The 20,519-nt window shown below is 65.5% G+C and carries 24 protein-coding genes; 8 read left to right on the top strand and 16 right to left on the bottom strand.

The window, feature by feature from the left end:
• The first annotated feature begins 68 nt into the window (after positions 1 to 68).
• On the top strand, positions 69 to 1,166 hold the full coding sequence (locus JOE69_RS03090; RefSeq protein ID WP_309796025.1) for an ADP-ribosylglycohydrolase family protein: 1,098 nt from the start codon (positions 69 to 71) through the stop codon (positions 1,164 to 1,166).
• 69 nt (positions 1,167 to 1,235) lie between these two features.
• Here JOE69_RS03090 and JOE69_RS03095 read toward each other — a convergent pair whose 3' ends face one another.
• Complete coding sequence (locus tag JOE69_RS03095; protein ID WP_309796026.1) at positions 1,236 to 1,829, bottom strand: DUF4395 domain-containing protein; 594 nt, start codon at positions 1,827 to 1,829, stop codon at positions 1,236 to 1,238.
• A gap of 49 nt (positions 1,830 to 1,878) precedes the next feature.
• Complete coding sequence (locus JOE69_RS03100; protein WP_309796028.1) at positions 1,879 to 2,310, bottom strand: MmcQ/YjbR family DNA-binding protein; 432 nt, start codon at positions 2,308 to 2,310, stop codon at positions 1,879 to 1,881.
• A gap of 35 nt (positions 2,311 to 2,345) precedes the next feature.
• Between JOE69_RS03100 and JOE69_RS03105 the strand changes: the two genes are divergently transcribed.
• Entirely contained in the window at positions 2,346 to 3,233 is an 888-nt protein-coding gene (locus JOE69_RS03105) for an SDR family NAD(P)-dependent oxidoreductase (protein ID WP_309796030.1), read from the top strand.
• Here JOE69_RS03105 and JOE69_RS03110 read toward each other — a convergent pair.
• Positions 3,230 to 4,189 carry an exonuclease domain-containing protein gene (locus tag JOE69_RS03110; protein ID WP_296363616.1) on the bottom strand — a complete coding sequence of 320 codons (960 nt, stop codon included), beginning with the start codon at positions 4,187 to 4,189 and terminating at the stop codon, positions 3,230 to 3,232. The genes JOE69_RS03105 and JOE69_RS03110 overlap by 4 nt on opposite strands.
• Positions 4,190 to 4,323: 134 nt before the next feature.
• Between JOE69_RS03110 and JOE69_RS03115 the strand changes: the two genes are divergently transcribed.
• Positions 4,324 to 4,920, top strand: a complete 597-nt coding sequence (locus JOE69_RS03115) for an HAD family hydrolase (protein WP_296363617.1) — start codon at positions 4,324 to 4,326, stop codon at positions 4,918 to 4,920.
• A gap of 25 nt (positions 4,921 to 4,945) precedes the next feature.
• Here the strand turns inward: JOE69_RS03115 and JOE69_RS03120 are convergent, their stop codons facing one another.
• From JOE69_RS03120 to JOE69_RS03130, 3 genes are read right to left on the bottom strand one after another with little or no spacing between them, the layout of a single operon-like run.
• Positions 4,946 to 5,635 (bottom strand): hypothetical protein, encoded by a 690-nt coding sequence (locus JOE69_RS03120; protein ID WP_309796034.1) that lies wholly within the window; start codon positions 5,633 to 5,635, stop codon positions 4,946 to 4,948.
• The gene (locus JOE69_RS03125) at positions 5,632 to 6,588 is read right to left on the bottom strand and encodes an ABC transporter ATP-binding protein (protein WP_374709661.1); all 957 of its coding nucleotides are present in this window, start codon (positions 6,586 to 6,588) and stop codon (positions 5,632 to 5,634) included. Before JOE69_RS03125 ends, JOE69_RS03120 begins: the two co-directional genes overlap by 4 nt.
• Positions 6,585 to 6,974 carry a GntR family transcriptional regulator gene (locus JOE69_RS03130; protein WP_296363619.1) on the bottom strand — a complete coding sequence of 130 codons (390 nt, stop codon included), beginning with the start codon at positions 6,972 to 6,974 and terminating at the stop codon, positions 6,585 to 6,587. The genes JOE69_RS03125 and JOE69_RS03130 overlap by 4 nt, the downstream gene beginning before the upstream one ends.
• Positions 6,975 to 7,104: 130 nt before the next feature.
• On the opposite strand from JOE69_RS03130, the gene JOE69_RS03135 reads away from it, so the two are divergent.
• The gene (locus tag JOE69_RS03135; protein ID WP_309796037.1) at positions 7,105 to 7,527 is read left to right on the top strand and encodes an NUDIX hydrolase; all 423 of its coding nucleotides are present in this window, start codon (positions 7,105 to 7,107) and stop codon (positions 7,525 to 7,527) included.
• Here JOE69_RS03135 and JOE69_RS03140 read toward each other — a convergent pair.
• A complete protein-coding gene (locus tag JOE69_RS03140; RefSeq protein WP_296363621.1) occupies positions 7,524 to 8,291 on the bottom strand; it encodes a hypothetical protein in 768 nt (255 codons plus the stop codon). The two genes, JOE69_RS03135 and JOE69_RS03140, sit on opposite strands and share 4 nt — an antisense overlap.
• Positions 8,292 to 8,413: 122 nt before the next feature.
• Here JOE69_RS03140 and JOE69_RS03145 point away from each other — a divergent pair, with 122 nt between their 5' ends.
• Positions 8,414 to 10,294 carry a Na+/H+ antiporter gene (locus JOE69_RS03145; protein ID WP_309796039.1) on the top strand — a complete coding sequence of 627 codons (1,881 nt, stop codon included), beginning with the start codon at positions 8,414 to 8,416 and terminating at the stop codon, positions 10,292 to 10,294.
• A 117-nt stretch (positions 10,295 to 10,411) separates the two neighbouring features.
• On the top strand, positions 10,412 to 11,107 hold the full coding sequence (locus JOE69_RS03150; RefSeq protein WP_296363756.1) for a VTT domain-containing protein: 696 nt from the start codon (positions 10,412 to 10,414) through the stop codon (positions 11,105 to 11,107).
• A 37-nt stretch (positions 11,108 to 11,144) separates the two neighbouring features.
• On the opposite strand, the gene rdgB is transcribed toward JOE69_RS03150, so the two are convergent.
• From rdgB to clpS, 6 genes are all read right to left on the bottom strand, one after another.
• Positions 11,145 to 11,777 (bottom strand): RdgB/HAM1 family non-canonical purine NTP pyrophosphatase, encoded by a 633-nt coding sequence (gene rdgB, locus JOE69_RS03155; RefSeq protein WP_309796041.1) that lies wholly within the window; start codon positions 11,775 to 11,777, stop codon positions 11,145 to 11,147.
• Positions 11,777 to 12,535: a ribonuclease PH gene (gene rph / locus JOE69_RS03160; RefSeq protein ID WP_296363624.1), complete on the bottom strand. Its 759-nt coding sequence runs from the start codon at positions 12,533 to 12,535 to the stop codon at positions 11,777 to 11,779. Before rph ends, rdgB begins: the two co-directional genes overlap by 1 nt.
• A 126-nt stretch (positions 12,536 to 12,661) precedes the next feature.
• Positions 12,662 to 13,459 carry an MBL fold metallo-hydrolase gene (locus JOE69_RS03165; protein WP_309796043.1) on the bottom strand — a complete coding sequence of 266 codons (798 nt, stop codon included), beginning with the start codon at positions 13,457 to 13,459 and terminating at the stop codon, positions 12,662 to 12,664.
• The gene (murI, locus tag JOE69_RS03170; RefSeq protein ID WP_296363757.1) at positions 13,456 to 14,382 is read right to left on the bottom strand and encodes a glutamate racemase; all 927 of its coding nucleotides are present in this window, start codon (positions 14,380 to 14,382) and stop codon (positions 13,456 to 13,458) included. The genes JOE69_RS03165 and murI overlap by 4 nt, the downstream gene beginning before the upstream one ends.
• Positions 14,382 to 14,981, bottom strand: a complete 600-nt coding sequence (locus JOE69_RS03175; RefSeq protein ID WP_296363626.1) for a DUF2017 domain-containing protein — start codon at positions 14,979 to 14,981, stop codon at positions 14,382 to 14,384. Before JOE69_RS03175 ends, murI begins: the two co-directional genes overlap by 1 nt.
• The gene (clpS, locus tag JOE69_RS03180) at positions 14,974 to 15,288 is read right to left on the bottom strand and encodes an ATP-dependent Clp protease adapter ClpS (protein WP_296363627.1); all 315 of its coding nucleotides are present in this window, start codon (positions 15,286 to 15,288) and stop codon (positions 14,974 to 14,976) included. The genes JOE69_RS03175 and clpS overlap by 8 nt, the downstream gene beginning before the upstream one ends.
• A gap of 36 nt (positions 15,289 to 15,324) precedes the next feature.
• Here clpS and JOE69_RS03185 point away from each other — a divergent pair, with 36 nt between their 5' ends.
• On the top strand, positions 15,325 to 16,677 hold the full coding sequence (locus JOE69_RS03185; RefSeq protein ID WP_309796046.1) for a nicotinate phosphoribosyltransferase: 1,353 nt from the start codon (positions 15,325 to 15,327) through the stop codon (positions 16,675 to 16,677).
• Positions 16,678 to 16,683: 6 nt separating this feature from the next.
• Positions 16,684 to 17,313, top strand: coding sequence for an isochorismatase family protein (locus JOE69_RS03190; RefSeq protein WP_296363629.1), 630 nt, complete (start codon positions 16,684 to 16,686; stop codon positions 17,311 to 17,313).
• 19 nt (positions 17,314 to 17,332) lie between these two features.
• Here JOE69_RS03190 and JOE69_RS03195 read toward each other — a convergent pair whose 3' ends face one another.
• The 3 genes from JOE69_RS03195 to nagB form a co-directional block, all read right to left on the bottom strand.
• Positions 17,333 to 19,138 carry a DEAD/DEAH box helicase gene (locus JOE69_RS03195; protein ID WP_374709662.1) on the bottom strand — a complete coding sequence of 602 codons (1,806 nt, stop codon included), beginning with the start codon at positions 19,136 to 19,138 and terminating at the stop codon, positions 17,333 to 17,335.
• A gap of 80 nt (positions 19,139 to 19,218) precedes the next feature.
• Positions 19,219 to 19,530 (bottom strand): DUF3039 domain-containing protein, encoded by a 312-nt coding sequence (locus tag JOE69_RS03200; RefSeq protein ID WP_374709663.1) that lies wholly within the window; start codon positions 19,528 to 19,530, stop codon positions 19,219 to 19,221.
• 98 nt (positions 19,531 to 19,628) lie between these two features.
• A complete protein-coding gene (gene nagB / locus JOE69_RS03205) occupies positions 19,629 to 20,411 on the bottom strand; it encodes a glucosamine-6-phosphate deaminase (RefSeq protein ID WP_296363631.1) in 783 nt (260 codons plus the stop codon).
• Between the last annotated feature and the right edge of the window lie 108 nt (positions 20,412 to 20,519).

A 20,519-nucleotide genomic window follows, 5' to 3' on the forward strand; every position in this document is an offset into this window, starting at 1 on the left:
ATACTGTACCGGCTCTGCTCTGTGTGCTGCCTGTGCCCACGCCGTCGAATGCCGGTACATTGGTCCGCATGCAGATCAGCTTCGCGTCCAGGGTCCACGGCTGCCTGATGGGCGGCGCACTGGGCGATGCCTTCGGGTACCTCGTCGAATTCGACGACACCGCAACCATCAAACGGAGGTTCGGCCCTGCCGGATTGCTCGATCTGTTTCAGGCCGCCGGCCCGGTGGAGTTTTCCGATGACACCCAATTGACCCTGTACACCGTCGATGGTTTGGCCGAGGCCTTGGAGTGGGCGCAACAAGGCGTACCCGCGGATCCCACCGCCTGTCTGTGGTTGGCCTATCTGCGCTGGCTGCGCAGCCAGGGCGAATCACCAGTGCTGGATTCCGCCCCGGTGCCACCACTGCGCTGGATCGACAGCCAAGCGGTACTGCAGCAGCAGCGCCATCCGGGCAAAGCCTGCCTGAACTCTTTGAAGACCGGCGAAATGGGCACGCTCTTCCGACCGATCGATCCCGAAGCCAAAGGCTGCGGCTCCGTGATGCGCTCGGCGCCGTTCGGGCTGATCGGCCATCTGGAGCCGGCCACGGTGGCCAAGATGAGCATGAACGGCGCCGCGTTGACCCACGGGCACCCGGTGGCGATCCAGGCTTCGGCCGGATTCAGCTGGCTGATCCACCAACTGGCCGTGGCGCAGCTTCCATTGGACGCCGCCGTGGCCTCGATGCTCGGCTACCTGCGCGAGCTGCCGGCCGAACCCGATCTGCTGGACCGGATCGAAACCGCGGTCGCTCTGGGTTCCGCGGAACGGCACAGCCCCGATCGGCAGCTCCGCGGCGATGAACTCTGCGCCGCGGTCGGCGCGGGCTGGGTCGCCGACGAAGCCTTGGCGGTCGCCGTCTACGCGGTTTTGGCCAGCTCGGATCCGGCTGCCGGGCCGAGCGAGCACTTCCGTGCCGCGATCCGGATCGCGGCAAACCACCCCGGCGACTCCGATTCCACCGCCTCGATCGCCGGAAACATCCTGGGCGCGTATTACGGGATGGCCGGCCTGCCGGAAGATTGGCTCCGCGTGGCGGAGGCGCCGGAATTGATCCAGGCGATGGCCGACCTGCTGCTGCGCTCCAGCGGCCTCGAGCCGGCCGCGGACGGTGCCCGGGACTGAACCGGCTGCGCCAGGCTCAGCCCGCCGAGCGAGCCGGCCAAGCCAACCGGCCATGTCAAACCGGCCAAGTCAACCGGCCGGCGTGCCTTCACGACGCGCGGCAGTGCCGAAACCGACGTTGTTGCAGGCTTCGCAGACCGAGGCCGGAATCACTCCGCGGCGCTGCAAAAAGCCGAAAATCACACAGCCCAGGCAGAAGCCCAGGAACGATTCGAGCGACGCCGCGACGACCAGCAGCAGCAGCAAAGTCCAGGCGAGCAAGGGCGCACCGGCGAAGTAGGACACCGCTGCGGCGATCGAGATCACCGCGCCCATGCCCTGGGCAAAACGTTTCGGCGGCCCGGCTACCAGTTTCGGCGCACCCAACCGGGGCGCCAAGACCTTCACCGAGAGCAGCGCGAACGGCGAAACCCGTGGCCCGAAAAGCACCCGGAGCACGAAGCCGACGGCCAACAGCGCCAAGCCCCAGCCCCAACCGGTGATCAAGACGATCAGCGCGAATACCACGACCATGCCTGCGGTGAACCTGGCGGCATATTCGTTGACCGGGTTGGGGAATCCGAAAATCCGGTTCAGCAACGGCCGGCGTACCGAGACCAGCGGCTTGCCCTCCGGATCGCCGACCGTGCTGGCGACCCGCTGCGGTTCGAAAAGCTGTGCCATTTCCTCAGGGTAGGACTGGCTGCCGTGCCTACCCAAGGATTGTGTCGAACTAAGTCCGCCCGCGGCTGTCCGGCGAGCGCGCCGGGCCACCGGTGGCATCCAGGACGGCGAGCAACCGGGCGTTGGCCACCATCCGGTAGGAGCCGTCCAGGAGCTCCGCCACTTCCTGCCAATCCACCTCGGCGGCTGCGAAATCCAGGCCGAGCCAACCCGCCGAGGCGAGATACGAGGGCAGGTAGAACCGGTCATCGGCAAGCAACGCTGCGTGTTCGGCCGGCTCGGCCAACACCAGGATCGACGCCGGCCGCGGGCGTCCGGACTGACCGTGGCCGAAGTAGCCGAAAACCTTGCCCGACTCCCCCGCACGGAAGGTCGGCCGACCATGCGACTCCCGCTCCACGGCCTCGGGGAAGGCCAGCGCGACCTCGCGCACCCGGGCCAATACCGGATCGTCGTCGTCGTACATCCTCGGATGCGCCATCTGCCGAGTTTATCCGGCAGGTATAGGCTGACGGAATGGCAGAGCACGGTGCGGTGGTAGTCACCGGAGGCAGCAACGGGATCGGATATTTCATCTCGGAGCAACTGGCCCAAGCCGGCCGGCCGGTGATCATTGCCGCGCGAAATGCCGAGCGGGCGCAACTGGCGATGAACGCGATCCGGGAGCGGGTCCCCGGGGCGGAACTGGGCTTCCAGGAGCTCGACCTGGGCTCCCTGGCTTCAGTGCGCAGGGCTGCCGACGCACTGGCCGGGAACGGACCGCTGGCGGCGGTCGTGGCCAATGCGGGCGTGGTGCACGATCACGGGCCGGCCAGCACCAGCGACGGCTTCGAGCTGTTTTTCGGCACCAACCACTTGGCGCACTTCGGGCTTTTGGCCCGCTTGTTCCCGGCCTTGCGTGCCACTCCGGGCGCCCGGATGGTGCATTTGGGCAGCCTTTCGCATCTTTGGGCCAAGCCGGTCACCGGGCTGCCCGGCGAGCGCAGCTGGTTCAGCAACTACCAGAATTCGAAATTGGCCGTGATGCAATTCGGTTTCGAGCTCGACCGGAGGCTGCGCGCGCACGGCATCGAGGCACGCTCCGTGGTAGCCCATCCGGGGAATGCCCCAAGCGCTTTCACACCGGAGCGGCCCGGTCTGCACTTGCGCGAGCCGATCCATCCCCTGCTCAAGGCCGTGGTCGGGAATTTCTCCCAGGGCAAGGACGCCGGGGCCTGGCCCGCGGTGCATGCGGCGATCGGCGAAGACGTCCAGGGCGGTGCCTTGTGGGGCCCGGGCCGGTTGTTCCAGTTGCTCGGCCGGCCTGCCCCGGCGAAAGCCTCAGCCCAGGCGTACGACGGCGGCCAGGCCACCAGGTTGTGGCAGCTCTCAGCTGAGCTGACCGGGGTGGATTTCGACTTCTAGCCGATCATCTGCATGAATTCGCCTTCCGAAAGCACTTCGATCTGCTGGCCCTTGCCATGCAGTTCGAGCACCCGCTTGGCCTTCGCAGTCAGTCTGGAGCCGGCGGTCTGACCGCGGCGCAGATCGGCTGCGATGAATCCGTCGCCCACCACCAGGACCGTGGTCTTCCGGGTCACGCTGGACGCCGGCCGGGCCCCTGCCTGGGCGGCCTTCGCTTTCGCGCTGCCGCGCGAAATCTGCAGGTTCCCGGTGAACACCACGGTTTGGCCGAACAGCGGATGATTCGCGTCCGCGTCCGGATTCGGCTCGGGGTTGTCGCCTTCCTCCGGCCAGCCCAGCCAGTTCCCCGGCTCCAGCGCGCCGGGCAGCGGCAGGCCCTCGGCTTCGAAGGCGTCCAATACCGGCAGGGCGAGCCCGAGCCCCCGGTACAGGTCCTGGATCGTCGCGGCCCCGTGCCGGCCGGCGATGTCGATCATGATCCCGGCGCAGGCCCGGGCGTCTTCGATCGCGTCGTGGTGGTTGATCAGCGGCACGCCGGCCGCTTCGGCGACGAACGGCAAGGAATACGAGGGCAGCGAATAGCTGCGTCTGGCGAGCATCACGGTGCAGGCGTAATCGTAACGCGGGCCGGATTTCGCGGAAGCCTGCTGGGCCGCCCGCATCACACCGGTATCGAAAGCCGCATTGTGCGCCACCAGGATGTCATCGCCCAGGAAACCGGCGATTTCGTCGAACACCGTCTCGAACCGAGGCTGGCTGGCCACTTGGTCCGGAGTCACTCCGTGGATCGCGATGTTCCTCGGGTCGAAGTGATCATGCCCGGCCGGCGGACGCATCAGCCAGAAAGCCTCTTCGATGATCCGCCCGTCGCGCACCCTACTCAGGCCCACGGCGCAAGGCGATCCCCTGAAGCCGTTGGCGGTTTCAAAGTCGATCGCAGTGAAATCCAAACTCACCTTCCAAGGTTAGCTCCGGGTTCCGACGATTTCGGCTCCGGCACGCCCCGGCCGGGTCCGCCGGCCGGGTCCGCCGACCGGGTCCGCCGACCGGGCCGGCTTTGCATTCCGGCCGTTTTCGGTAGGCTCTTGCTGTGAGCACACGAGCCAACTGGTATCTGTTCGACTACGGAATGGTCATATCCGAAGCGCCGACCGAGCAGGATTGGGCGGCGCTCTCCGAAGCTGCCGGCTTGCCTTTGACCAATCCGGACGGGCCTTACTGGCAATACCGGGTCGACTACGACGCCGGGCGGATCGGCGTCGCCGAGTACTGGCAGCGCGTCGTGGGCCGGGAAATCTCGGACGGCCTCCGCGAGGAATTGCATGCGCTCGACCTGCGCGCCTGGTCGAATCTGAATTCGGACACCCTCGATGTGTTGGAGGCGATTGATTCCAGCGGCGTCAAAATGGCCCTGCTGTCGAACATGCCCACCGAGATGGCCGACTTTTTCCAGCATTCGAGTGTTTGGGCGAAATACTTTTCCCGGCTGTTCTTCAGCGGCCACCTCGGCCTGGTGAAACCCGAACCGGAAATCTACCAGCATGTGCTGCAGGAACTCGGTGCCAGCGGCGACCAGGTGGTTTTCATCGACGACCGGCAGGAGAATCTGGACGCGGCGGCCAAGCTCGGCATCCGCACGGTACTGCACCACCCCGGCGTCGAACTCGCCTCGGAACTGGGCCTCTGAGCCGGTTCCGAGGCGAGCCGGAGGATTACGGCGTGGTCCGGCGGAGCAGTAGGTAAGACCCCCCAGCCAAGAGCACGCAAACCGCCAGGATCCAGGCCGCCAAGCTCAAATTGCTCTGCCCGCCGAACCAGCCGAAGAATTCGAGCCACTTCTGCTGCCAGGTCAGCAAACCGATCAGGCCGACCAGGATCAGGCCCAGACCGACGCTCGAGACCACCAGTCCGGTGGCCTGCCAGCGTTTGTAGACCGTGGCGCCGAGGAACCCCATCAGGTACAGCAGCATCATGACCGCGAAGAGGAAAAGCACCACGGCATACCATGGTCCGTCGGAGATCCAGGGCAGATTGAACATGTGGCCGTTCATCCCCCAGCCGTTGCTGGCCACTTCGACCAGGCCGGCGATCCAGAAGAGGAACGCCATGGCCAGGGCGACGCCGCCGAAGAGCAACATCGAACCGAGGTAGAACGCCCGGCGGCTGATGCTCAGACCTTGCGAGAACGGAAAGGTCAAAGTCAACGCCTGGATGCCCAGCCCGAAGAAATACCAGATCGGCGCCTGGCCGGCGCCGGAGAATTTGTAGCTCTCGCTGTTCGGGATCATGGCCCAGATAGCCGCGCTGAGTGCGAAGGCCGCCACCAGGATCACGGCCGGCAGGCCCAGGAAGGTCCATTTGTTGAGCATCTGCATTCGGACCACGTTGATGACTTTGCTCATCGGAGCCCCTCCCTGGCTGATTCGGGTTCGGCACTGGAACCGGGTGCGGCGAAGTCTGCAGCCGCTGAATTGATGGTCTTCCGCACGATCAGCTGTTGCAGCGAGACCGGTGCCAGTTCGAGGCCGAGTTCTGCGGCTTCCTGGCGTTCGGCCGGGCTCAATTGCCCATTCACGGTCACCGAGGCCAGTGCGGCGAAGCTCTCCCGGTGCAGAATCTCGCGACCGGTGATGAAGTGCTCGATCCGGGCGGCCGGGCCGACCACCGTGACCGCGCTGCCGCGGATCGCTTCGGCGTCGTTGTCCATGATGATTTTGCCTTTGTCGATCACGATCACGTGCTCGAGCAAGTTGGCCACCTCGTCGATCAGGTGCGAAGAGAGCACGATCGTCCGAGGGTATTCGGCGTAATCTTCGACCAAGCGGTCGTAGAACAGCTGCCGGGCCACCGCGTCCAGGCCCAGATAGGGTTCGTCGAAGAAGGTCAGCTCAGCGCGTGACGCCAAACCGATGATCACGCCCACCGCGGAAAGCTGCCCGCGGGAGAGCTTCTTGATCTTGCGCTTCATCGGCAGCTGGAAATCTTCGATCAACCGCTCGGCCAGCTCCTGGTCCCAATGCTCGAAGAAGATCTTGGCCGCGGCAAACGCATTCCGCGCATCGAAATCGTCCGGATACTTCTGGGATTCCCGGATGAAACAGATCCGGCTGAGGATCTTGTCGTTTTCGTAAGGATCGCCGCCGAAGACTTCGACTTCGCCGCTGCTCCGGAAACCCTGTGCGGTCAAAATCGACATCACCGTGGTCTTGCCGGCGCCATTGCGGCCGAGCAATCCGTAGATCTTGTTCGGCGCAAGGTCGAAGCCCACCCCGTCCAAGGCCTTGAAGTGCCGGTATTGTTTGGTCAGATTCCGCACCCGCACCACGGGCGGTTCGGTGCTGGGCATTCGACTCATCGGGTCACAGCTCCTTCGTTTTCGGCCGCGAGTTCACCATCGCGGGTGATCATCTCGGCGAGTTGGTCGTTGTCGATGCCCAGCTTGCGGGCTTCCAGCCGCAAGGGCTGGACGTACTGCTGAAAGAACTCCTCACGCCGGCGGGCCACTACGGCCTGGCGCGCTCCGGTTGCCACGAACATTCCGATTCCTCGTCGCTTGTACAAGATGCCTTCGTCAACCAGCAGGTTGACTCCTTTGGCCGCAGTCGCCGGGTTGATCCGGTGGAATGCGGCGAATTCATTGGTCGACGGGACCTGCGTCTCTTCGGCCAGATGCCCGTCCACGATGTCGTTTTCGATCAGTTCCGCAATCTGCAGAAAGATCGGTTTGCTGTCATCGATCACGGAGTCCCCCAAGCAGTCGCTGCCAAGCTGGTTACTTGGTTAGCCGGTTCATTACTCATGTAACTAACCTAAGAGGCACATTTGCCCTTGTCAAGCCTGCGCCGAACCGAACCGCGGCTAAGCTTGGCGGGTGAATCGGATCGTCAAGGTCAGCGCTGTCGCCATGCTCAACGCGGACAACGAATTGCTTACCGTGCGCAAACGGAATTCCCTGCGGTTCCAGCTCCCCGGCGGCAAGCCCGATCCCGGCGATTCGGCGCTGCAAACCGCGATCCGGGAAGTTCGTGAGGAGACCGGCCTAGCGATCCCGGCCGAGCAGCTGCAACGTGTGGGCAGTTGGCTCGGCGAAGCCGCGAATGACGACGCCGACCAGGTGCAGGCCGAGCTCTACCTGGCCGCCGGCCATTGGATTCCGACCGCGCAGGCCGAGATCGCCGAGTTGCGCTGGATCCCGCTCACTGCCGACGGTGCCGAACTGGCCCCGCTGCTCCGCGAGTTCCTGCTGCCGGAGCTGCGAGCTCGCAGCATTCCGACCATTCCTTCCGAGGGCTAGCCCGCGCTCTCCGGACGCGGGGCCGGCTTCAGCAACGGCCCCTCGGCCCGATCCGGACTCCCCGGCGCATTCGGCGTGGTGCGGATCTGCGCCTGCACCCGCCGCTCCAGAGCGGCCACCGCCTCGTCCGGCAGCAGCAGAAGCCCATCGAGTTCTTTGCGCGCCCGGTGGTAGGCAAGTTGGCGTTCAGCCTGGGTGGAAGCCTCATCGACCGCCATGCTGAGCAGTTTCTTGGCCGTGCCCAGGCGCTGCCGCTCCGGCTCGCTGTAGTGCGCGTCCTTGATCCGCTTGGCTTCGCGTTCGGCGACGTCGAAGGCGACCTCGAAATTCCGCAGCGCCTGGCGGTACTCGCTCAACTGCCCGTCGCTGGCAAGATCCGTCGGCACGGCTGGTCGCAGCCCGTCGGCGAGTCGCTTGGCGCGGAGGAATTCGACGGTGAGCGGTTCCCGGACATCGGACATCATCGGGAAATCGATCAGTTTGGCCACGTCCAGTTCATACGCCAGCCAACGGGAATTGACCGCATCGTGATCGGCGAAGAGGCGCAGCGCTTCTTCCTGGCGCGACTGTTCAGCGGTCTTGCCGAGTGGTGCCGCTGGCCCGTAGTCCGAACCGCCGGCCGCCACGCGCCTGGAATCCCGACCGCCGCGATCGCGCTCCAGCCGGCGGCGCGACCTGCCGAAGCCGCCGAAAGTGCTCCTGATGATCCCGCCGAAAACCGGGAGCAAAAAGATCAACCACCAGTATCCGAGGATCTTATCCATGCCAGCTCACCAGTCCATCCTGGCACTTCGGGCCGGGATGCTCAATGACGGATGTCACCAGTCGCGCCGCAATCCTCCGCAGCAGCCTGCCGATTGCCTGCCGCGCCTGACAGAATGGGCGAATGGAATTCTCGCTGACCCTGCTCGCTGCGATCCTTTTGGTCTGTGCAGTCAGCGCGCTCGGCCGGAAAATCAACGTTTCGGCGCCCCTGCTGCTCGTAGTGATCGGCTGGGCGATCTCCTACCTGCCCTTCGTGCCGAAGCTGGAACTCAATCCGGAAATCGTGCTCCTGGCCCTGTTGCCGCCGCTGTTGTACGCCGCGGCGCTGCAAACCTCGTTGATCGACTTCCGCTCCAACCGTCGTGCCATCGGATTGCTCTCGGTCGGCTATGTCATTTTCGCGACCTTCGCCGTCGGGCTGGTGGCCTGGTGGGTCTTCCCGGGGATTCCGCTGGCTTCGGCGATCGCGCTGGGTGCGGTCGTGGCACCGCCCGACGCGGTCGCGGCGACCGCGATCGCACGCCGGGTCGGCCTGCCCCGGCGGATCGTCAGCGTCCTGGAGGGGGAATCCCTGGTCAATGACGCAACCGCCTTGGTTTGCCTGCGTGCCGCGATCGCGGCCTCAGCCGGCGCCGTTTCGGTCTGGCAGATCGGCGGGCAATTCCTCTGGGCCGCCGGTGGCGGCATCGTGATCGGCCTGGTCGCGGCGACCATCCTGATCCAAATCCGCAAACGGGTGCGCAATGTGGCGATCAACACGTCGATGTCACTCGCGGCGCCATTCCTGGCCTATTTGCCGGCCGAGGAGTTCCGGCTCTTCGACGTACCGGCTTCCGGGGTGCTGGCGGTCGTGGTCTGCGGATTGCTGATGGGCGCCAAGAGCCCTGCGATGCCCGGCGGGGCTTCGCGATTGAGCCAACGCAGCAATTGGGCCACGGTGCAGTTCCTGCTGGAAAACTCGGTCTTCCTGCTGATCGGCCTGCAGGGCAAATGGATCCTCGAAGCGGTGCAGCAAGACGATTTCAACGCCGCGACCGTTTGGTGGGGCTGCTTGGCGGTTCTGGCCGCCGTCTTGCTGCTGCGCCCGGTCTGGGTGTTTCCAGCCACCTACCTGGCGCGCTTGTTCCCCGGCGTCCGGCGGGCCGAGCCGCATCCGCCATGGACCACGCCCACGGTGATCTCCTGGGCCGGCATGCGCGGAGTGGTGACCCTGGCCGCGGTGCTCTCGCTGCCCGAGGACTTGGAACATCGGCCGGTGCTGGTTTTGGCAGCGCTGGTCGTGGTGGCCGGGACCTTGGTCATCCAAGGCTTCACGCTGCCTTCCCTGGTCCGGGTGCTCGGGCTGCGCGGGCCGGACCGGCGGGAGGACCTGCTCGCCGAAGCCGCACTGATGCAGCGCGCCACCACGGCGGGCCTGGCCAAGCTCCGGGAAGTCACCATCGACGAGGACCCGCCCGAGGTGCTCGCGATGCTCAAACGCCGCACCCAGGAACGCGGCTTGGCCGCCTGGGAACGGCTCGGCCGGCCGGAAGCCGAAGGGCAGACGCCGTCGCAACGCTACGGCCAACTGCGCCGCGCGATGCTGCAGGCCGAACGCGATGAAGTGCTCGGTCTGCGCCGGACCGGCGACTATCCGCACGACGTCCTCGCCGAGGTCCTGGACCGGCTCGACGTCGAAGAGTCGATGCTGGAAAACGCCACCGAAGACAGCGTGTTCGATGATCCGAGCGAATTCCCGAGCCGCACCGATGGTTGCGAGCACTTGGCCGCTGCCGGGGATTTGCCGATTCCGGAAACGCCGGAATGCCTGGATTGCCTTCGGGAAGGCACGGTTCCGGTCCACCTGAGAATGTGCCTGAGCTGCGGCGCGGTGGGCTGTTGCGATTCCTCCGAGGGACGGCATGCCACCCGGCATTTCCACGGAACCGGACATCCGGTCATGCGCAGCGTGGAGCCCGGCGAGTCTTGGCGTTGGTGTTACTCCGACGAGTTGCTGGGCTGATTCCGGGCTCTGCGGCCGGCAGGTGTTTTGCTGAGAAGTTCGCACAGGGCTGTGCCGTAACCTTGAATGGTGACTCTTGCATCGATCAGCCACGCCGCCCTTTCGAGTACCGGCAGCATGCCGGCCTTCGTCGGCGGCCCGGTTCCCACTGCCAGCTTTTTGCCCGATTGGCTCAATCCACAGGTGTTCCTCGCCGACCCGGCGCTCGGGCCCTGGGTCGTGCTGTTGGTGTGCGCGATTGTTTTCGCGGAAACCGGCCTGCTCGTGGGGTTCTTCCTACCCGGGGATTCGATGCTCTTCACCGCCGGCCTCCTGGTGGCCACCGGAACCATTCACTTCAACATCTGGCTCTTCGTTCTGCTGATCTTCATCTGCGCCTTCGCCGGCGACCAAGTCGGTTATCTGATCGGCAGAAAGGCCGGGCCGGCGATTTTCAAGCGTCCGGATTCCCGGTTCTTCAAGCAGGAATATGTCGAAAAGGCCCACGTCTTCTTCGAAAAACACGGTGGCAAAGCGGTCGTCCTGGCGCGTTTCGTACCCGTGGTGCGGACCTTCACTCCGGTGATCGCCGGAGTGGCGCAGATGAACTACCGGCACTTCGTCAGCTTCAACATCATCGGAGCCGTGCTCTGGGGTGTGGGCTTGCCGTTGCTCGGCTGGGTGCTCGGCGACCGGGTGCCGTTCGTACGGGACAACCTCGATGTGATCTTCATCGTGATCGTGCTGATTTCGGTCTTGCCGATCGCGATCGAGGTCTTCCGTGGCTGGCGCTCGAACAAGAAAAAGCAGAATCCGAGCGAAGAAGCCGTCTGAACCGGCAGCAGCCGACCGGCCGCACCCGGCAACGGGACTAACCGAGCAGCCGTACGATCGCCGGAAGCAATTTCCGGAACGCTTCGCCGCGGTGCGAGATCGCGTTCTTCTGCTGGGCGGTGAGTTCCGCGCAGGAGACCTGCCAGCCGTCCGGTTGCAGGATCGGATCGTAGCCGAAGCCTCCGGTGCCGCGGGGCTCAGTCAACAGGCTGCCGCGCAGTTCGCCGGTCTCCAAGACTTCCAGCGGATCCGGTCCGGGCCGCACCAACGCCGCAGCGCAGACGAACTTCGCCGCCCGGTGCTCGGCACCGATGTCGCCCAATTGCGCGAGCAGCAGCGCCAAATTCGCAGCATCGTCACCGTGCCGCCCGGCCCAGCGGGCAGAAAAAATCCCCGGCGCGCCGCCGAGCACCGCCACGGCCAATCCGGAGTCGTCGGCGATCGCCGGCAATCCGGTGGCCTGGCTGACCGCGTGCGCCTTCAACAAAGCGTTTTCCGCGAAAGTCACCCCGGTTTCGACCACATCGGGTGCACCCACCGCGGCTGCGTCCACCACCTGGCGGTCCACATCGAGACCCGGCACCTGACCGCGCAGCAATTCGCGCAGTTCGCGCAATTTCCCCGCGTTGTGGGTGGCCAGCACCAACCGGGGCGCGGTCCCGGACGGCATCAGAGCAGGCCCAAGGTCTCGCGCTGGATCTGCGCCAACTGCTCAGTACCCAGAAGTGCCAAATCCAAAAGTTTGTTCAGCTCGTCGCGATCGAAAGGCGCTCCCTCGGCGGTGCCCTGGACCTCCACGAACTTGCCGCTTCCGGTGACCACGACATTCATGTCGGTTTCCGCCCGGACGTCTTCCACATAGGCCAAATCGAGCATCGGCACGGTGTCGATGATGCCCACGGAGACTGCGGCCACGGTGTCCACCAAAGGCTGCGCCGAGGCGGAGATGAGTTTGTTCTCCCGGGCGAACCGGATCGATTCGGCGAGCGCCACATAAGCCCCGGTGATCGCTGCGGTCCGGGTGCCGCCGTCGGCCTGCAGGACGTCGCAGTCCAAGACGATGGTGTTCTCGCCCAACGCTTTGGTGTCGATGATCGAGCGCAGCGAACGGCCGATCAGCCGGGAGATCTCGTGCGTCCGCCCGCCGATCTTGCCTTTGACCGACTCCCGGTCGGACCGGGTGTTCGTGGCGCGTGGGAGCATCGCGTATTCCGCAGTGACCCAACCCCGGCCCTCACCGCGCAGCCAACGGGGCACGCCTTCGGTCAACGAAGCCGTGCACAGCACCCGGGTATTGCCGAATTCGATCAACGCGGAGCCTTCGGCCTGGCTGGACCAGCCCCGGGTGATCGAAATGTCGCGGAGTTGGTCGGCGCTGCGCCCGTCGGCGCGTTGCACGGAAGAAGACAGGCTGGGGATCGATGACATGCTCACCAGCCTACCCAATCCCAGCCCGCGGAGCAGGCCCGGCGGGCCGACCAGCGCTGCGGCAACGGAATCCTCCGGAGCCCGGATCGGCGGGCCGCCAGATTGGATCGCCGGATCGCCAGGATCCTAGATCGTGTAGTGCACTCCGGCCACGGCAACCGCCACATCGCCGGTGAAAACGGCTTTGGCTTCTTCGACGACCACCACCGGATCGGTCCAGACCGGCAGATGGGTCAGCAGCAGGCGGCGGACTCCGGCCTCGACGGCGGCTTCAGCAGCCCGTTTGCCGGTCAGATGCACGCCTTTGATCGCATCGTCCCGGCCTTCCTGGAAGGCTGCTTCGCAGAGGAAGAAATGCGCGTCTTGCGCAGCTTCGACCAAGCCTGCGCAGGCGTCGGTGTCCCCCGAGTAGCTGAGCACCACGTGCCGGTCCACCCCGGTGCCGTCGAACTCGTCAACTTCGACGCGCAGTGCGTAGGCCTCCTCCATCGGATGGTCTACCGGATACGGCGTGATCGTGAAAGGGCCCAGTTTCACCGGTGCACGTTCCGCCCAAGTGATGAAATCGAATTCCTCGCTCATCCCGGGTTCCGGGTCCAGGCCATACGCGGTGGCCAGCCGTTCCGCGGTCGCGGCCGGGCCCCAGACCGGAATCCGGCCGGTCGGCCAGCCGTCGGGATTCCAGCGCACCGCCACGTGCAGGCCGCACAGGTCCATGCAGTGGTCCGGGTGCAAATGGCTCAGGAAGATTCCGTCGATATCGGCCAGGTCCATGTATTTCTGCACCGCGCCCAAGGCGCCGCTGCCCAGATCCAGGAGGATCCGCCAGAGCCGGGTGCCGTCGTGCGCGGTCAGCAGATAGCAAGATGCCGGGGACTGCGGCCCGGGAAACGAACCGCTGCAGCCGACGATGGTGAGCTTCATCCGGCACGTCCGGCCTGCGCGCCCTGCCCGGCTCGCGCGGCACGCAACATTTCCGGCGTGATCCGCGTCAAAGAACCGGTGGGATAGTGTGCCGAAACGTGCGCCGCATGTTCCACTGCGAGCACTTCCGGCCCCAGGAACCGCCGGGCCAGGGCGCCGAAGCTTTCGGCATCCCCGGTGGCCAGAAACCGGTGTTGCGGCGGCAGCTCTTCGGTCCGTTCCAGGTCGTGCTCGAGCAGGGCCCGGTATACGTCCTTCGCGGTTTCCTCGGCGCTGGAGACCAGAGTGACACCGTCGCCCATCACATAGGAAATGACTCCGGTGAGCAAGGGGTAATGGGTGCAGCCCAGCACCAAGGTGTCGACTCCGGCCGCCTTCAGCGGGGCCAGATATGCCTCCGCGGTGTTGAGCAGTTCCGGTCCTGAGGTGATCCCGGACTCGACGAAAGCCACGAACTCCGGGCAGGCCGCCGAAGTCACGTGCAAATCCGGAGCCACTGCGAAGCTGTCTTCATAGGCCCGCGAGCCCACGGTGGCCTCGGTGCCGATCACGCCGATCCGGCCGCTCCGGGTGGCCGCGACCGCACGGCGCACGGCCGGTCGGATCACTTCGACCACCGGGATCCCGTGGCGCAGCGTGTACCGCTCGCGGGCGTCCGGCAGCACCGCGGCGGTCGCCGAGTTGCAGGCGATCACCAGCAGCTTGACCCCGGAGTCCACCAACTCGTCCATCACACCGAGCGCGTTCGCCCGGACCTCGGCAATCGGCAATGGCCCGTACGGGGCGTTGGCGGTATCCCCCACATAGAAAATCGACTCGTTCGGCAGTTGGTCCAGGATCGCCCGGGCCACGGTCAACCCGCCGACCCCGGAATCGAAAATGCCCACCGGCGCTTGGCGTTGCACTACCGGCACGGAATTCATCACGGCGCGCTCCCCTCGTTGCCCGGCCGCCCATCGCCCGGCCCTCCGGCCTTGGCGGATTCCAGCATTGCGCGGACCACTCCGTTCTGCACTGCGCCCACGAAGTAGAAAAGCGTCCGCAATTCCAAGTCGCCGTCGCCGGGGTCTTCGGATTCGAGCACTTCATGCAGTTCGTCGACGTCGGCCGCGGTCTGCAGGCCCAGCCGTTCGGCGAACACCAGGCGTACATCGTTCAAGGCCCGGGCGAACAATTCGGCTTGCTTCAGATCGAGCTTGAGCTCATCGGAATCCAACATCAAACTGGCTGCCTGCAAGGCACCGATTTTGCTCTGCCGCACCGAGCGCTCGGTGAGCCGGCGCAACTCCAGGGCCGCAGTGCCGTCGCCCTCGACCCCGTCTGGGAGCAAGCGGCGCAAGGCCGGGTCCTCGGGCACCTGCACCTCGTCGTCCCAACCGATGATCGCGGCCAGCGGATCCGCTGATTCCGGCGGTTCCAGGAGCTTGATCACCGAACCGATCACGCCCTGCAGGATGTGCCGCTCGTCCGGACCGATGAATGCCGTGATTCCGGTGGTTCCGGAACTGAAACCCTCAGACATCTGATTCCTTGCGGACGGTCGCCTGCAGGCCGAAGGAATGCATCGCCATCATGTCGGTTTCCGCCTTTTCCCGGGGCCCCCGCGAAACCACGGCTTTTCCGGTGGTGTGCACCTGCAGCATCAAGCTCTCCGCGTATTGCGCCGAGTAGCCGAAATAGCTTTGGAACACGTAGCTGACGTAGTCCATGGTGTTGATCGGATCATCCCAGACCACGACTGCCCAAGGCAGGTCCTCCGATGCCTCTTCCACGGCCGAGGTTTCCTGCTCGAGCTCCCGGATCTGCTCCGTCAGCGTGCTGATACTCATATGTCCATTCTAGGCGGGCCGGATTAGAGTACTGGTGTGACCTCGCTCAACCCGTCCCAGTCCGCATCCGGCACGCCGACTGCCAGCACCGCCCTGTTCACCGACCGATACGAATTGACCATGCTGCAAGCGGCGCTGCATTCCGGCACCGCCTTCCGCTCCAGTGTCTTCGAAGTCTTCGCGCGCCGGCTGCCGGAAGGCCGTCGGTACGGCGTGGTGGGCGGCACCGGACGGCTCTTGGCCGGGCTCGCGGATTTCCGGTTCGGCGATGCGGAGCTCGGGTTCCTCGCCGAACAGCAGGTGGTCAACCAGCAGACCTTGGACTTCCTGGCCGATTTCAGCTTCACCGGCAACATCTACGGTTACGCGGAGGGCGAAGCCTATTTCCCGAATTCGCCGATCCTGGTGGTCGAAGGCAGCTTCGCCGAGGCCTGCATCCTGGAAACCTATGTGCTCTCGATCCTCAACCACGACAGTGCGATCGCCTCGGCGGCATCCCGGATGACCAGTGCTGCGGGCGACCGGCCCTGCATCGAAATGGGCTCCCGGCGCACGCACGAGGAATCCGCCGTGTCCGCAGCCCGGGCAGCAATCATCGCCGGATTCGCGAGCACCTCCAACCTCGAGGCCGGCCGGCGCTTCGGGGTTCCCACCGTGGGCACCGCAGCGCACTCCTTCACGCTGCTGCACGATTCCGAACGCGCGGCATTCCAAGCCCAAATCGCCGCGCAAGGGCCCGGGACCACCCTGCTCGTCGACACCTACGACGTGCCGGCGGCGGTGCAGACCGCAGTCGAGTTGGCCGGTCCTGAGCTCGGCGCCGTGCGGCTGGATTCCGGCGACCTCGTGGTCCAGGCCCGCCAAGTGCGCGCGCAACTCGATGCCCTGGGCAATCTCAACACCAGGATCGTGGTCACCTCCGATCTGGACGAGTTCGCGATCGCCGCGCTGGCCGCCGCTCCGGTGGACGCCTACGGCGTCGGCACCTCAGTGGCCACCGGGTCCGGCGCGCCGACCGCCGGGATGGTCTACAAGCTGGTCAGCCGCAGCGGAGACGACGGAGAGTTCGTCTCGGTCGCCAAAGCTTCGAAGAACAAGGCCAGCGTGGGCGGGCGCAAATACGCCTTGCGCCGGCGCAGCGCGGCCGGTGTGGCACAGGCCGAGGTCATCGGCATCGGGCACCGGCCCGAGGACGACGGCGACGATCGCCCGCTGATGCAGGACTTCGTCGTCGATGGGCTGCTGCAGCCCGGCTGGACCGGGCCGGAAGCGGTGCTGCGGGCCGCCCGGCGGCATCAGGAATCCACCGCGGAACTGCCGGCGTCCTGGCGCCAACTGCAGCGCGGTGAACCCGTGATCCCCACCGAATACGAAGCCCCGAAAGGTTAACCCGCCATGGTCCAGGCCTTGATCATCGTCGATGTGCAGAACGACTTCTGCGAAGGCGGCTCGCTCGCAGTCGACGGCGGCGCCGAGGTTGCCGCCGGGATCAGCGAATTGCTGGATGCCAGCGACGAGTTCGACGTCGTCGCGGCCACCCAGGACTGGCATATCGATCCGGGGGCGCATTTTTCCGAGCATCCCGACTTCCGCGAGTCCTGGCCGGTGCACTGCGTCGCCGGCTCCAAAGGCGCACAATTGCACCGCAACCTCGACACCGAATACCTCGACGGATATTTCCGCAAAGGCCAGTTCGACGCCGCCTATTCCGGCTTCGAAGGACTGCTGGCCGCCGATCTCGAAGTCCCGTTGGGCGAAGAAAAAGCCGCCGGAGCAGACGCCGGGGATTCCGACGAACCGGCCGGATTGGGCCTGGACGAGTGGTTGCAGGAGCACAACGTCGATACCGTGGCAATTGCCGGGCTGGCCACCGACTACTGCGTCCGGGCGACCGCACTCGATGCGGTGCAGGCCGGATACGACGTGCGCCTGCTGGTCGGCCTGTGCGCCGGAGTCGATGCCGAGAGTTCGCGCCAGGCGCTGGCCGAGTTGGCGGCGGCCGGCGTCGAACTGGTTGTCGACTGACCGGACCTTGGCTTGACGGCTATTTCCGGCCGATGAACCAGCCCTGCAATCGCTTGATCCGCTCCTGCAATTGCGCTTCGTTCGCCTGCGCCACGGCCGGGCCGCCGCACAGTTTCCGCAATTCGGAATGCACCACGCCATGCGGCGTACCGGTCCGGGCGGACCAGGCCGAAACATTTTTGGCCAGATCGTTCCGCAAATCCATCAACAACCGGTGGTCCGGCAGAGCCGGCGTTGCCTCCGGGGATTTCTTGCGCCGCCGGCTGACCTGCTCGGCCTGGCGTTGACGCAGCAAAATCGAGACCTGTTCCGCGTCGAGCAAGCCGGGAATGCCCAAGAAGTCCTGTTCGTCTTCACTGCCCATTTCGCCGCCGAGGCCGAATTCGCCGCCGTCGAACAACACCCGGTCGAACGAAGCCTGCGACTCCAAAGCCTCGAATTTGGCCTTTTCCAGTTCCCCGGACGCCTTCTCTTCCCGATTGGCGGCCAGCATCTCGTCGGCTTCGGCGACGAAACCGTCCGGCTCGGTTTCCGGCCGGTCCAACGCATGGTCGCGTTCGAGCTCCAGCTCGTTGGCGAGCGCCATCAGCTGCGGCACCGAAGGCAAGAACACCGATGCGGTCTCGCCGCGCTTGCGGGCCCGCACGAAGCGCCCCACGGCTTGCGCGAAAAACAGCGGCGTCGCGGTGGACGTCGCATAAACGCCTACCGCCAGCCGCGGCACGTCGACGCCTTCGGAGACCATCCGGACGGCGACCATCCAGCGTTTCGTGCCGGCGGAGAATTCATCGATCTTCCGGGAAGCGCCACCGTCGTCGGAGAGGATGATCGCGGCCGATTCGCCGGTCAACTTCTTGATCTGCCCGGCATAGGCACGGGCATCCTCATGATCCGTCGCGATCACCATCGCTCCGGCATCGGGCACGGTTCGGCGCACCTCGGAAAGCCGTTTGTCCGCAGCCGCGATCACGGCCGGAATCCATTCGCCGGCTGGATTCAATGCGGTGCGCCAGGCCTGCGCAGTAATGTCCTTGGTCACCGCAGCGCCCAAGGTGGCCGCCATTTCCTCGCCGGCGCTGGTCCGCCAACGCATCTGGCCGGAATAGGCCATGAAGATCACCGGCCGGACCACGTGGTCCTTGAGCGCGGAGCCGTAGCCGTAGGTGTAATCGGCTTTGGACCGGCGGATGCCGTCCTGGTCTTCGACGTATTCGACGAACGGGATCGGCGAGGTATCGGAGCGGAACGGAGTTCCGGTCAGCGCTAGGCGCCGCGCGGCTGGCTCGAAAGCTTCCCTGATGCCGTCACCCCAGGACAGCGCATCCCCCGCGTGGTGCACCTCGTCCATGATCACCAGGGTTTTCCCGGCCTCGGTCTTGGCCCGGTGCAGCGCCGGTTTTGAGGCCACTTGGGCGTAAGTCACCGCGACCCCGGTGAAATCGCGGCCGTGTTTGCCGTCGGCATTCTTGAAGTTGGGGTCGATCGCGATTCCGACCCGCGCGGCGGCGTCCGCCCACTGGCGTTTGAGGTGGTCCGTGGGCGTGACGATGGTGATCCGGTTGATCTGGCCGCTGTCGAGCAGATTTCGCGCCGCTGTCAGGGCGAAGGTGGTTTTCCCGGCGCCCGGCGTCGCCACGGCCAAAAAATCCCGGGCTCCGCCGTCGAAGTATTTGTGCAGGGCTTCGGACTGCCAGGCCCGCAGTTTTTGCGCGGTTCCCCAGGCTGCCCGTTCCGGGTAGGCCGGAGGCAGCCCCGAGGGCAGGATTCCGGAGGCGGGCATCAGCTCGGGGTCAGTCGAGCCCGAGCCGAAAAGGGTTTCGCTCACGTGTGGTGCTCCCAAACCGGCAGGCACGGCGGCGCTAAGGCGCCGCCGCACATCCGGAAATGCGTTTGTGTTGCTGCTACTTACTTTTTCTTATCGCCGTCGTCTTTGCCCGGGCGCAAACCATCGTAAATGGCCTTGCATTCCGGGCACACCGGGAACTTGTTCGGGTCCCGGCCCGGCGTCCACACTTTTCCGCAGAGCGCGATGACCGGCTCGCCGCTCAACGCGGATTCGAGGATTTTCTCCTTGCGCACATAGTGTGCAAACCGTTCCGCATCCCCTGGTTCGAGCTGCTCCCGCTGCTCGGTCCGCTCCAGCGTCGCGGTTGATCCGCCGGGGCCGTTCGGGCCGCTGCCGGGATCGTTTTCGAAGGGATCTGGTGGCAAGCTCATGCGTACCATCCTACCGGCTGGTGGAGACACTTTCCGAAAACCGCGGCCGCGGTTGCGGTTTTCGGAGCCGGCGATCCGGCGATCCGCCCCGGCCGGGTTCAGAGTCCCTGCCAGGACGGCTTATTGGCCCAAGTATGCCGGTAATAGTCCGCCAGGGTCAGCTCCGAGGCCGCGGCTTCGTCCACCAAAAACGTCACGTGCGGGTGCAGCTGGAGCACCGACCCCGGGCAAATTGCCGTGACCGGGCCCTCTACCGTGGCGTGCACGGCCGGCGCCTTGTTCGCTCCGGTGGCGATCAGCACCAGGTGCTTGGCATCCATGATCGTGCCCAGCCCCTGGGTGAGCACGTGATGCGGCACCTCGTCGATGGAATCGAAGAACCGGGCATTGTCCTGCCTGGTCTGTTCGGTGAGCGTCTTGAGCCTGGTCCGGGAAGCCAAGGAGGATCCCGGTTCGTTGAACCCGAGGTGGCCATCCGTGCCCAACCCCAGAATCTGCAGGTCGACTCCTCCGGCAGCTTTGATCGCTGCCTCGTACCGCTCGCCCTCCGCCGCGATGTCCGCTGCCGCGCCGTCCGGAGCATGCACCCGCGCCGGATCGATGTCCACCCGCTGGCTGAATTCCCGGCGGACCACCTCCGCATAGGACTCCGGATGGCCCGGTGCCAGACCCACGTACTCGTCGAGGGCAAAGCCCTGCGCCGCGGCGAAACTCAAGCCCCGATCACGGTGCCGTCGGGCCAGCTCATCGTAAATCGGCAGCGGCGAAGATCCCGTCGCCAACCCCAGGACCGCATCCGGTTTGGCCCGCAGCAACGCCTCGATCGCATCGGCGGCGAGCGCGCCAGCTTGTTCCTTGCCGGACAGAATGACGACTTCCATTGACCCTGCTTCCATCTTTCGATCCGAATGACCGCGAACCGGCCCCGAATCATTGTGCGCAGTGCCGTGGCAATCCGCCAAGCCCGGTCCAAAAAAATCTACCCCGGC

Origin of the sequence: Arthrobacter russicus, from assembly GCF_031454135.1 — a bacterium.
GTDB classification, from domain to species: domain Bacteria; phylum Actinomycetota; class Actinomycetes; order Actinomycetales; family Micrococcaceae; genus Renibacterium; species Renibacterium russicum.

Coding starts and splice junctions, on each gene's coding strand:
- JOE69_RS03090 (WP_309796025.1), top strand. CDS start 69: ATGCAGATCAGCTTCGCGTCCAGGGTCCACGGCTGCCTGATGGGCGGC.
- JOE69_RS03095 (WP_309796026.1), bottom strand. CDS start 1,829: ATGGCACAGCTTTTCGAACCGCAGCGGGTCGCCAGCACGGTCGGCGAT.
- JOE69_RS03100 (WP_309796028.1), bottom strand. CDS start 2,310: ATGGCGCATCCGAGGATGTACGACGACGACGATCCGGTATTGGCCCGG.
- JOE69_RS03105 (WP_309796030.1), top strand. CDS start 2,346: ATGGCAGAGCACGGTGCGGTGGTAGTCACCGGAGGCAGCAACGGGATC.
- JOE69_RS03120 (WP_309796034.1), bottom strand. CDS start 5,635: ATGAGCAAAGTCATCAACGTGGTCCGAATGCAGATGCTCAACAAATGG.
- JOE69_RS03125 (WP_374709661.1), bottom strand. CDS start 6,588: ATGAGTCGAATGCCCAGCACCGAACCGCCCGTGGTGCGGGTGCGGAAT.
- JOE69_RS03140 (WP_296363621.1), bottom strand. CDS start 8,291: ATGGATAAGATCCTCGGATACTGGTGGTTGATCTTTTTGCTCCCGGTT.
- JOE69_RS03145 (WP_309796039.1), top strand. CDS start 8,414: ATGGAATTCTCGCTGACCCTGCTCGCTGCGATCCTTTTGGTCTGTGCA.
- JOE69_RS03150 (WP_296363756.1), top strand. CDS start 10,412: ATGCCGGCCTTCGTCGGCGGCCCGGTTCCCACTGCCAGCTTTTTGCCC.
- rdgB (WP_309796041.1), bottom strand. CDS start 11,777: ATGCCGTCCGGGACCGCGCCCCGGTTGGTGCTGGCCACCCACAACGCG.
- rph (WP_296363624.1), bottom strand. CDS start 12,535: ATGTCATCGATCCCCAGCCTGTCTTCTTCCGTGCAACGCGCCGACGGG.
- JOE69_RS03165 (WP_309796043.1), bottom strand. CDS start 13,459: ATGAAGCTCACCATCGTCGGCTGCAGCGGTTCGTTTCCCGGGCCGCAG.
- murI (WP_296363757.1), bottom strand. CDS start 14,382: ATGAATTCCGTGCCGGTAGTGCAACGCCAAGCGCCGGTGGGCATTTTC.
- JOE69_RS03175 (WP_296363626.1), bottom strand. CDS start 14,981: ATGTCTGAGGGTTTCAGTTCCGGAACCACCGGAATCACGGCATTCATC.
- clpS (WP_296363627.1), bottom strand. CDS start 15,288: ATGAGTATCAGCACGCTGACGGAGCAGATCCGGGAGCTCGAGCAGGAA.
- JOE69_RS03190 (WP_296363629.1), top strand. CDS start 16,684: ATGGTCCAGGCCTTGATCATCGTCGATGTGCAGAACGACTTCTGCGAA.
- JOE69_RS03200 (WP_374709663.1), bottom strand. CDS start 19,530: ATGAGCTTGCCACCAGATCCCTTCGAAAACGATCCCGGCAGCGGCCCG.
- nagB (WP_296363631.1), bottom strand. CDS start 20,411: ATGGAAGTCGTCATTCTGTCCGGCAAGGAACAAGCTGGCGCGCTCGCC.